We start from the raw sequence: 10,238 nt of genomic DNA on the forward strand, positions 1-10,238 counted from the left end.
GCCGCCGCACCGGCGGCCGAACGGCTCTTCCGAGAAACCAAAGCAGACGAGAGCCCGGAGGTCAAGAACTGCGGCCTGCCGATCGAGAGCGGGAACGGGGCTGGACCGTCAACCATCCGAGGGAGGCCCATTCGCGGAACCACTCTTCGTAGTGGCCTGGAGGCAGATCGGGGAACTTCTCGGCCGTCCGGTTGCAGGCTTGGAGCAGGGAAGATCCCTTGGAAAAGGAACGGAGGAGAAAGAAGGCCTCGCGCGGAAGGATCTTGTGGTAGACGGTTCGGCCCTGTCGATGGAGGACGATTCGGCGTCGCTCGGGAGAGATCGCGGATTCTCCGCTTCGTGTAGGACGGAGACGCCCCGCCGATGCGCCCTCGGCCGGGGCCGAAGGCAAGCGGGTCTCCGGCGTCCAGCGATCGACAGGATAGCGGAGGTCGAGAAGAACGAGGTGAGGCTGGAGGAAAAGACGGGTCTGGGGAGTCGTCCTCTCCTCCTTTTGGGGGAGCGGCTGTTCCGGAGCGTAAAAAGAGAGGATCTTCGCCCATTCAAACCGGGCGAGGTCGAGGAGGAGCTGGTGCGGGTAGGGAGCCGCCCGATCGGGTTCTTCCCGCAGGAAGCGGGGGAGCCGGGAGCCTAGCTCCCGAAGCATCGGCGAGGTAGGCGGGTAGCGAAGGAGATAGGCTTCGAGGAGCCCAAAAAACCGCTCGGACCCCAGGAGGGTTTCGAGACCCGGAAAGTCTTCGGAAAGGGCCTCCCGGAGACGGAGCCAGTATTGGCGATGGTAGATCTCGAGCCGATCGAAAGGGTTCAGCGTTGCGGAGGGCCGGATGAGCTCCGCCGCCAAGCCGGCCGTCCCCTCTCCCGGATCGCCCTTGGTCTTCCCCCCGTCTTTCGGGCCCGGCGGCCGGGTGATGCAGGAGTAGAAAAGGCGCTGGAGCGCGCGCAGGCCTTCGACGCTATCCGCCTTGGGCGAACCTGCCTCAGGGCTGGGTCGAAGCGATCTGGGCAAGGAAGCGATTCGCTTTTCGGGCTTCACGATGGACTTCTTCAAAAGGCGGAACCTGGTCATCCCACTCAAGGAGGGTGGGGGTGGCCCCAAGCTTGCCGACGGCGTAGCCGTAGAGTCGCCAGACAGGACCGGCGACCGGTTGATCGTGGGTGTCGAGGATGTGGGTGGCCAACCGGCTGTGGCCCCCGATGTGGATCTGGGAGACGCGATCGTGCGGAATCTGGTCGAGATAAGTGAAGGGGTCAAAGCCGTGGTTCTCGCTCACAATGTAGATGTTGTTGACATCCAGCAAGATCCCGCAATCCGCCCGTTCCGCGACTTCCGAAAGGAACTCCCATTCGGTCATGGTGGAGGCCGTCCACTCCGCGTAGCTGCTGATGTTTTCTACGGAGATCGGGACTTCGAGAAAATCCGCCGCCTGCCGGATCTTCGCGGCGGTATGCCGGGCGGCGGCCATCGTAAAGGGCATGGGAAGCAGGTCGTGGCTAAACCGACCGTCGGCGCTCCCCCAGCAGAGGTGGTCGGAGAGCCAGGGCGACCCCGTGCGGCGAACCAGCGCCTTGAGCTTCCGGAGGTGGCCACGGTCGAGCGGCTCGGCGGAGCCGAAGTAGAGGCCGACACCGTGAAGGACGACCCGGTACTGTTCGAGGACTCGGTCGAGAACTTCCCGCTGCCTGCCGCCATCGGCGAGGAAGTTTTCCGCCAGGAGTTCGAACCAGTCGACCACCGGCTGCTTGCTCAGGATCTCGTCGTAGTGGGGAACACGGAGCCCAACGCCGATACCGTATTCGGAGAACGCGTTAAATCGGTTGCGGGGCATAGGTGCGAGGGCGGGCTGATCCCCGCGAAAAAGGAAGGCAGGCGAGTTGCCCCGCCTGCCTTCGAGCAAACGAATTGCGAGAAACAGGCAAAAGGAGACCTTACTGCTGCTCGCCCGACTCTCCCTCTTTGCTCTTCTTTTTCTTCTTTTTCTTCTCTTTCTTTCCGCTGCACTGGTTGCAGCTTCCCTTTTCGGACGTCATCTTGGCATGGGGGCTTCCCGATTCTGCGGTGAGATCCGCTCCGCTGGCCCGAAGAGCCGATCCCGTCAATAGGCCGGCAAAGGCGGCGGCCGTCAGCAGAGCAACGCTACGATGCTTCATCTTGTTTTCCTCCTTGGGTGAGTGGGCGGCACAACGGCTCTCGGCCCTCGCTTGGGCCGTGGCCGATTGAACCTTTTACACCCGTTTACGTTCGAAGCGGATTGCTGGCAAGCTAATTTCCTGGCAATCCTTGCCGCGGAAGACGGCGGGAGAGCGAGGAGATGATTGCGTTGATTCAACGAGTGCGAGAGGCCCGTGTCTCGGTCGGCGGGCAGCCTGTCGCCGAGATCGGGATGGGGCTTCTGGGCCTTGTCGCCGTCGAGCGGGGAGACCGAGAGTCGACGGCGGGAAAGCTCCTCGAACGGATGCTCGGCTACCGGATTTTCCCGGACGAAGCCGGGCGGATGGGCCGTTCGCTCCGCGAGATCGGCGGAGGACTTCTCCTGGTTCCCCAGTTTACCTTGGCGGCCGATACGCGATCGGGAAGTCGCCCGAGCTTTTCCCCGGCCGCCGCGCCGGAGGTGGGGAAGGCGCTCTTCCTTTACCTGGTTCAAGCGGCTCGGGAACGACACGACACGGTTGCCAGCGGAGTTTTCGGCGCCGACATGGATGTTGCCCTGGTCAACGCGGGCCCGGTCACCTTTTGGCTTCGCACGGGCCCGGAACCGTCCGCTGCCGAGCGGCGCCCGGCCGACCCCGGCTGACCGACGAATCGGGTTGCTCTTCGTGACGGGCTTGCCGAAGATTGCGCTGTGAGCGTCCAGGTCTACGGGTGCAACCATGTCGCGATCGAGGTGAGCAACCGGGAAGAGGCGATCGCGTTCTATCAGGATGTCTTCGGGCTTCGGCTGCTCGATCAAGGGGAAGGCGACGCCTTCTTTGCGCTCGGCGAGCACCAGTTTCTCGCCCTCTTCGTGGTTCCGGAGATCCGGCCGGACCAGCGACGCCACTTCGGCATCATGGTCCGAGATGAAGAGCAGCTGGCGCAGATCCGGGAGAAGATCACCCGGAAGTATGGCCTCTCGCTCATTCCCGGCTTTCGTTGCGATTTTCGGGATCCGTGGGGGAACCAGATCCAAGTGGTCGATCTCCATGACGAGTCGCTCGTCTGGCTCTTACCCTATCGGGAGGTGCAGAAGGCCGGGATTACCTTTCGAGGCGAGGTGGAGCGTGTCGCACCTCAGGGCCGGGATGCGGAGGAAGATTCCCCCTCTGCGACGGCTCCGCCTGGGCTTCGGCCGGAGATCGCCCGCTTTGCCCTGACCGCCGACGTGGTCCTGCTCGGCGCCCGGGAAGGAGAGGTCGCCGCGCTCCTGATCCAGCGGAGGAATCCTCCCTACGCGGGCTCCTGGGCTCTTCCGGGAGGCTTCGTCGAGGCGGGGGAGGAGCCTTTGAGCGCGGCGGCCCGGGAACTCGCGGAGGAGACGGGAGTGGCGGGGTTGCTTCTTTGGGAAGTCGCAATCTTCGGGAAGCCCGGGCGCGATCCACGCGGACCCGTCGTCAGCGTCGCCCACGTAGCCTGGGTGGACCCGGCTCTGGTCGATGCCGCTGCCGGAAGCGATGCCGCGGCGGTACGCTGGTTCCCGGTGGTCGACCTTCCTGCGCTCGCCTTCGATCATCGCGAGATGATTCGGGCGGCCTGCCGGTTCCTTGAAGAGAAGTGGGCTTCCCCTCAATCCGGGGTCGTGTCGGGCGCGGATCGGGATCTGCTGCGCCGGCTGCTCGTTCGGTTGGCCGGCTAGTGTGATGCAGGCTGGAACCGCTCAAGCTCTTCCGCCGAAGGAGACATGGTCGTCTAGATCGAGGAGGTCGAACCAGCTGGCGATGTCTTCCCGGGCGGGGGCGAGCTTGGCGAGACTTTCGGCAAAGACCTGGTGCGATTCGGCGTCCCCGGGAGCGCGAGTCTCCATATAGGCAGACCAGCCGAGGATTTCCGACGGTTCTCGACGCCGAGGGGTGGTTTCGAGGATCCACGCCAGCATTTCGCTGTCGCTCTTCCCCTTGGCCAGCTCACCGAGGAGGGCGTCGGCGGAAAGGCCCGTGAAGGAAAACCAGCGCTGGTCGAGCGGGCAGTTGTACCGATACTCCCCGGCCTTTCCGGCCAAATGAGCGCGTCCTTTGTCGAGCAGACGCGGCAGGCAAACGAAACCTCCGAGACGGACCCTTGGGCTTCGCGGAGGCCGTTGCGTCAAGTCGAAGGAAAAGAGTGCCATGAGCTTCGGCGAAGATCGGAGTCTTTTCCTTATGCCGGAGCGTGCCCAATCGCAACAACCTTTTTAGCGGTTCGAAGGAGAAGGGCGATCCCGCGATTTCGATTCCCGGCTCGCCCGGGCTCGATCCCGGAAGATCGGTTCCTCCCCCCCGAAAGTCGTCCTGATGCCTTTGGCAAAAGTCTTGCTTCCGGCGATATTTCGATTCGACGAGCCTTGCAATCCTGTGATCTACTTTACAAAGGAGAACTTCTACCAGGTATTCCGATGAACGCTTCGTGCCAGGATTTCCCGCGCATTCCCGTATCTTGGCCCATGGGCCGAAGACCGGGTCGGCGGGAAGGGGCAGTCGCTGTTTCGATGCTGACGGTTCTTGGGGCAGGGCTCTGGCTGCTGCTTCCTTCCACCCGTGCAGGGATGCCGGACGAGGGGACCGTGGCTTTCCTTCGTCCGCCGATCGGGGAGGGCGGAGCCGTAGCGGAGGGGTCCGGAGTTCCTGACGCTGCCATCCAACTGGCGGAGTACTCGGAGAGTCCATTTCGGAAATCGGATGTCGAACGGGGCGGCACACCGGCCGCCGACCAACGCGAACTCCCCTACTTCGAGCAGGCGATTTCCCTGGAAAACGCCAAGGAGTGGAAAAGGCTGCACGATCTGTCCGTAAAATGGACCGGAGTCTATCCGGATGAGGGTGCGGCGTGGTTCTTCCTCGGGCTTGCCTACGAGAATCTTACCGAGTACGACAAGGCCATTCCCGCCTATCGGGCAGCCATCCAGAGAAGGCACGACTTTCCCAAGGCATGGTGCAATCTCGGAACCTGCTATGCGTTTCTTGGACGCTACTCGGATGCGGTCACTCCCTTCCAGACGGCGGTGCAGCAAAAGGATGACTTTGGCCGCGCCTGGTCGGACCTGGGCGGGACATATGTGGAACTCGGACGCTATTCTGATGCGGTCACTGCGCTAGAAAAGGCCACCCGGCTTCGCCCCGACTTTCCGGAAGCGTGGTGCAACCTCGGTACCGCCTATGCGGAATTGAAGCATTACGACAAGGCAATCTCGGCGACCAAGAAGGCGCTGCGCCTCAAGCCGGATTATGGAGAGGCTTGGTGCAATCTGGCCACCTTGTACAAGGCTACAGGCCGCAAGGACGAGATGGCCAAAGCGTGCGAAAAGGTTCGAGCGATCGATCCAAAGCTAGAGAAGGAACTCTCTAGCAAGCTCCAGACGCCTTGATTCCTTCTTTGGCCGGAAACGGGCAACAGGAAGAATCTCCACAAGGCGATGCGACCTGATTCCAGGCTCTGCGGGGAGAAAAGACTTTACGGTCCGCCGACTTCTTAACGCTTCTGCTTGGACGGTTTCCCTCTTCCGTAAACCTGCTCCTTCAAGCTCTGGATGCGAACCTTTCCTTTCGCAACCTCCGGCGTTCGCTCGACTTCTTCCGCGCCCATCACAGGCAGGATCGTCACCCGATAGCCTTTCGACGTCTTTTCCAACGTTGTCGTTCTCCTCGCTTGGACGGACGGGAGAGGCAAGAGAAGAGAGAGAGCAAGTAGCCCAACCTTCCCCAAGCGCACTTCTCTCATCGGTCTTGCTCCGCCATGGGTAAAGGAGGATACCTTTCCCCGCCGTTTAGGCGCAATTTGGGCGATTATGCACGTCCTCTCTCCGATACAACAACAAATTTGATGCTCAAAACAGACGATGCCATCCAGCATCGAAATCGGATCTTCTCCTCCGCTTCTTTGAGGGAGGAAACGAATCCAGGCAAGGCCCCGAGCTTTGCCGATCGGCATCAAGGAGTTGCTCCTTGGGCTTGACAGCTCTGTCAGGAGTTGGCTAAGATTTTATTAGCCAAAGAGTTCTTCTTTGGGCCGTATCTAAAACTAAACCAAGGAACAGGAGGTATCTATGGCTGATACGATTGCCGAACATCACGAGAAGGCCGCGATGCACCATGAGCATGCTGCCACCCATCATAAGAAGGCGGCGGAGCACCATCGCAAAGGAGAGCACGTCGAGTCAGGGCATCATGCGCATATCGCCCATGGGCACGCCGAACATGCCGAGGTCCATGCCAAAGAGGCAGCGAAGGAAGAGGCGACGGTGCACGACAAGGAGCCCTGAGCAGGCGCTCCGAAGATTCTGAAAACCCTTCCCGGATGGGCCGATACGGGTTTGCTCCGTGCCGCGCCCATCCGGGTCTCGCGTAGGTGGCATGCCTCCCGCTCCGGCACCGGTAGCCGGCCGAGTGCGATCTGGCGGTCGGTGAGGGCGCTCCGGGAAACGCCGCGGCTGCCTTTCCCGTGGTCGATCTAGCGGGAATGGCACGCTTTGACCCATTGGCTCGCTCTCGGCTACGCGAAAATTTCCTCGACAGAGGCGAGGGGATTGGCTTGTTATTACAGCGCAGGCTGCTTTGCCCCAGCTTGCGAACGCTCATGTCCAGCCTGTCCCCTCTGAATACCCTCCTTAGGATTCCCCCTTATGGCCCATTCCTCTAAAACTCTGTTCAAGCCGGTCTGCGGATTTGCCACCCTTCTCCTGGTGGGGAGCAGTCCGGTACTTCTCGGGCAGGAGCCGGAGGGGCCGGCGGTCGAGCAGAGAGCGATGCACGGCTATCACCACAGCTTTCATGACGTGGGAAAGTACGCGAAGCTCTTCGAGTCGAAAGAGCGAGACAAGTGGCAGCAGCCGGAGCGGGTCGTGGAAGCGCTCGACCTGAAGCCGGGTTCCTCCGTGGCCGATCTCGGTGCCGGGACCGGCTATTTCAGTCGGAGGTTTTCCCAAGCAGTCGGCCCGGAAGGAAAAGTCTACGCGATCGACGCCGAGCCGGCCATGGCCGACTACTTGAAAAAGGAAGTCCAGGAGAAGGACCTCAAGAACGTTACGGTCAAGCTGGTCAAGCCCGGCAATCCGGATCTTGCCCCCCAGTCCGTCGACCTGATCTTCATCTGCACGGTTCTCCACCATGTGGACAATCGGATCGACTATCTCCGGAAGCTCTCGGAGTGCCTCCGGCCGGGCGGAAGGATCGCCCTGATCGACTTCAAGCCCAATTCGCCCGTCGGCCCACCCCCAGCCCATCGGCTTTCGGAAGAGGAAGCCAAAGAGGAGTTCCAGAAGGCCGGCTACCGTCTCCTCAAAGCGCACGACTTTCTGCCCTACCAGTACTTTCTCGAGTTCGTCCCGGCGGCTTAACCCGCCCATCTCCCAAGCGGTCTCCTGCGGCTTGCGCCACGGAGCAATCTGCTTCGTTGGGACTCGCTTTCCTCTCCTCGCAGCTTGCCCTCATACAGCTCCGGAGGAAAACCTGCACCCCGCCTTGTATCCACGCCCATTCGCGGCACCTCGGGGACGAACTTTGTGAGACAGGCAGGCTAATCGCAACCTTCGGCCACGCGGTCGACCGAGACGCTCTCCCAGCAAATCCGATCGTCAAAACGTGCATGGCAAGGGGCGTCGACCGGCCGTCCTAGATCGAAACGGTTGGCCGCGATGAAAAGCGGCAGAGCTCCCAAAATGGCCTCGCAACGGGGAACGATCGGGCTTCCGCGCCGCTGAAAAGTGCGCTGGGAACAGGGAACCGGAGTCTTGTCTTCGCGCCAAGGGAGCGTAATTCATTCCTTAGGAGGGAAGAGTTATGAGAGCGATCGGAACGCTGGTCCCCCACGGGAGGTCCAGGAACTCTCCGGCGCGCAAAGGCGCCTGATCGAGAAAGCCATCGAAGAGGACGTGCTGCCGGTATACCGGTCGGAGACTCGAGGCGCTGTCCGGCATGCTCGGCGCGTGAGGGGGGAGGCCGAGGATAAGCATCGGGCCACCCGGCGACGAAGACTGTCAAGAAGTCTCCGGCAGGGTAGGCGAATGCTTCCCACCGCAGCCGTTCCATACGCCGCGCTCATGACCCAGCTGCGCGTGTTGAAGCTGGAGTTGTCGAAGGCCAACAAGAAGGCGTTGTTCCAGAAGCTTGCCTCCCTGAATCCTGGAGAAATCAGCAAGGCGTGCCTCGAGGTGGTTCCCGCCGTGGAAGTCGATGTGGGTCGCCTGGTCGGGGACGTGATGGATCGGACCGAACGATATCTGCGTTCTCGCAACAACTGGATCACCGCAGAGGAATCCATCTTAGGGGGCACTCCCGTTATTCGGGGGACTCGAATCACGGTCTACTCGCTGCTCGGCCGGGTCGAGCACGGAGAGACCATCGAGGAGATCCTGAAGGACAATCCCGATCTGCCGCGGAAAGCCGTGGAAGCAGCGGCGATCTTTGCCGGCGCGCATCCGCTGAGGGGACGACCAAGCGGACGTCCTTGGGTCCGCAGAGCGTGAAGCTGTTTCTGGAGGAATCCCTCTCTCCGGAACTGGCCAACCGGCTCAACCGTATTGGCCGGTACGACGCTGCCCATCCGCTTCACATTGGGCGACGTGGTCAGCCGGATCATAAGGTTCTGGAAAAGTGCATCGCCGAAGACCGTATCCTGGTCACGCAGAACGCGCGGGATTTTCGCCGGCTGGTCGGTAACGCCGAGCTTCATCCCGGACTCATCATCCTGCCTTCGGTCGATCGGGAAGGCACGTGGAGGTTGTTGGAATCCGCTTTAGAGTTCCTCGAGGCCAAGGGGAAACCGGAAGAGGCGATCGTGAATCACGTCCTTGAGGTCGAGAAGTCGGGCACCATGACGTTTATTCCGTTGCCGAAGTGAGGGCGGATTCCGCTCCGCGGCTCTTGGTTCCCCGAGCGCTCGGGCCAATGGAAATCGAACGCAAGAGGACGAAGGTGATTCTCAGCGTTTTGGCACGCTTTTGACAGCGCACGACATAGGGCAGGGGCCGTGACCAAGCGAGACAGCATCGAGTTCGGAGCATGGATGCCCGAGGCAATAACCTGGGCGGAGGCAGTCGCCACTGACACAGCGGCGACGGGACATGCCCTCTCGAATCCCGAGCGTTCGGTGGCGGGTAGGGTGGATGTCCGCTTTCCGGAACGGATCCGGCTCTGACTGGTCCATCAGTTACCATTCCCGGAGGAGCCTCAGCTTGCTCAAGCGGCTCGACAATTAGGACTGCTCGGTCCCGAGACGACCGGCTTGCCCCTGGGCTATTTGATCCTGATTCGTGAAGGCCGCTTGCCAACAGGCTCTTGTCGCACGAGTGCCGACATCTCTACCAGTACGAGCAGGCCGGAGGGATCGCCGGTTTCCTGCCGAGTATCTGCAATCGGTCGCCCGCGCGGGCGATCGTGACTCAGGCTTAGAACAAGACGTGCGGGCTCACGAATCGGAGGCGTAGCCGTAATTCTGACCGAGGTTTCTTCCCGGCTTTCGGGGTCACTGCACGCCTCGGCGCTGAATGGGAGGCCAAGGCGCTCTGGTGGCATCAAGGCGATCCGCTTGATTCAACGTATTGCTCCAAAGTTCGGGCCTCTTCCCGCTCTTCGCTCGCCCGCCCAAATGAACCATGTAGGTGAAACGAAAGGAATTCGTCTTTCTGATGAAAGCACTTACGATTCTACCTGGCGGTAGTTCGGTTACGCGGAAGATCGGTTTACTTTTACTGTTCATTACAGTATATGCGCACTACATCCGCCGCAGGGAGACGGGTTCCATGTCCAGGAGGAAATCCAGCACGTTGACGGTCTGCATCGCGCCGGCCTTGAAGGAGGCCCTGAGCGCGGCAGCCGCCGGCGAGCACCGCTCCATAGTCAATATGGTGGAAGTGCTGACCTGGGACTGGTGGGACCGCAACGGCATCGCGATCCCCGAGCAAGACGCGCTCTTCAACGAGGATCGTCAGCCGCCGTCGGCAGCGCCTGCGACCAATCGGGGAACGAAGCCGTGATCGAGTCGCGGAAGAAAACCGTAAGCAGAAAGAAAGCCGCTGCGCCGCGCGTGATGCGAGCGATCACCAAGGTGAAGAGAACAGCATGGCAGGCAGGAC

The 10,238-nt window shown here is 61.4% G+C and carries 14 protein-coding genes; 9 read left to right on the forward strand and 5 right to left on the reverse strand.

Annotated features, from left to right (window positions below):
* Window positions 1-61: 61 nt before the first annotated feature.
* The 3 genes from MAMT_RS10445 to MAMT_RS10455 all read right to left on the reverse strand — a co-directional run bounded on the left by MAMT_RS10445 (window position 62) and on the right by MAMT_RS10455 (window position 2,148).
* Entirely contained in the window at window positions 62-1,033 is a 972-nt protein-coding gene (locus MAMT_RS10445) for an HvfC/BufC family peptide modification chaperone (protein WP_178087081.1), read from the reverse strand.
* Complete coding sequence (gene bufB / locus MAMT_RS10450; RefSeq protein ID WP_142660973.1) at window positions 978-1,826, reverse strand: MNIO family bufferin maturase; 849 nt, start codon at window positions 1,824-1,826, stop codon at window positions 978-980. The genes MAMT_RS10445 and bufB overlap by 56 nt, the downstream gene beginning before the upstream one ends.
* Window positions 1,827-1,926: 100 nt before the next feature.
* A complete protein-coding gene (locus MAMT_RS10455; protein WP_142660974.1) occupies window positions 1,927-2,148 on the reverse strand; it encodes a hypothetical protein in 222 nt (73 codons plus the stop codon).
* Window positions 2,149-2,309: 161 nt separating this feature from the next.
* On the opposite strand from MAMT_RS10455, the gene dtd reads away from it, so the two are divergent.
* A complete protein-coding gene (gene dtd, locus MAMT_RS10460; RefSeq protein WP_142660975.1) occupies window positions 2,310-2,792 on the forward strand; it encodes a D-aminoacyl-tRNA deacylase in 483 nt (160 codons plus the stop codon).
* A gap of 48 nt (window positions 2,793-2,840) precedes the next feature.
* A complete protein-coding gene (locus tag MAMT_RS10465; RefSeq protein WP_142660976.1) occupies window positions 2,841-3,830 on the forward strand; it encodes an NUDIX domain-containing protein in 990 nt (329 codons plus the stop codon).
* Between the two features lie 21 nt (window positions 3,831-3,851).
* Here MAMT_RS10465 and MAMT_RS10470 read toward each other — a convergent pair whose 3' ends face one another.
* Window positions 3,852-4,301 (reverse strand): DUF5069 domain-containing protein, encoded by a 450-nt coding sequence (locus MAMT_RS10470; protein WP_142660977.1) that lies wholly within the window; start codon window positions 4,299-4,301, stop codon window positions 3,852-3,854.
* A gap of 264 nt (window positions 4,302-4,565) precedes the next feature.
* On the opposite strand from MAMT_RS10470, the gene MAMT_RS10475 reads away from it, so the two are divergent.
* On the forward strand, window positions 4,566-5,534 hold the full coding sequence (locus tag MAMT_RS10475) for a tetratricopeptide repeat protein (RefSeq protein ID WP_178087082.1): 969 nt from the start codon (window positions 4,566-4,568) through the stop codon (window positions 5,532-5,534).
* A 104-nt stretch (window positions 5,535-5,638) separates the two neighbouring features.
* Here MAMT_RS10475 and MAMT_RS10480 read toward each other — a convergent pair whose 3' ends face one another.
* A complete protein-coding gene (locus MAMT_RS10480; RefSeq protein WP_142660979.1) occupies window positions 5,639-5,887 on the reverse strand; it encodes a hypothetical protein in 249 nt (82 codons plus the stop codon).
* Between the two features lie 325 nt (window positions 5,888-6,212).
* Between MAMT_RS10480 and MAMT_RS10485 the strand changes: the two genes are divergently transcribed.
* From MAMT_RS10485 to MAMT_RS11855, 6 genes are all read left to right on the forward strand, one after another.
* On the forward strand, window positions 6,213-6,428 hold the full coding sequence (locus MAMT_RS10485; protein WP_142660980.1) for a hypothetical protein: 216 nt from the start codon (window positions 6,213-6,215) through the stop codon (window positions 6,426-6,428).
* A 360-nt stretch (window positions 6,429-6,788) separates the two neighbouring features.
* Window positions 6,789-7,502, forward strand: a complete 714-nt coding sequence (locus tag MAMT_RS10490; RefSeq protein WP_142660981.1) for a class I SAM-dependent methyltransferase — start codon at window positions 6,789-6,791, stop codon at window positions 7,500-7,502.
* 666 nt (window positions 7,503-8,168) lie between these two features.
* Window positions 8,169-8,630, forward strand: a complete 462-nt coding sequence (locus MAMT_RS10495) for a DUF433 domain-containing protein (RefSeq protein ID WP_142660982.1) — start codon at window positions 8,169-8,171, stop codon at window positions 8,628-8,630.
* On the forward strand, window positions 8,627-9,004 hold the full coding sequence (locus MAMT_RS10500) for a DUF5615 family PIN-like protein (RefSeq protein ID WP_142660983.1): 378 nt from the start codon (window positions 8,627-8,629) through the stop codon (window positions 9,002-9,004). The genes MAMT_RS10495 and MAMT_RS10500 overlap by 4 nt, the downstream gene beginning before the upstream one ends.
* Window positions 9,005-9,133: 129 nt before the next feature.
* On the forward strand, window positions 9,134-9,301 hold the full coding sequence (locus MAMT_RS11740; RefSeq protein WP_246186655.1) for a hypothetical protein: 168 nt from the start codon (window positions 9,134-9,136) through the stop codon (window positions 9,299-9,301).
* Between the two features lie 463 nt (window positions 9,302-9,764).
* A complete protein-coding gene (locus MAMT_RS11855) occupies window positions 9,765-10,139 on the forward strand; it encodes a hypothetical protein (protein ID WP_342799836.1) in 375 nt (124 codons plus the stop codon).
* The last annotated feature ends 99 nt before the right edge of the window (window positions 10,140-10,238 follow it).

The sequence above is a fragment of the Methylacidimicrobium tartarophylax genome (genome assembly GCF_902143375.2).
GTDB lineage: Bacteria > Verrucomicrobiota > Verrucomicrobiia > Methylacidiphilales > Methylacidiphilaceae > Methylacidimicrobium > Methylacidimicrobium tartarophylax.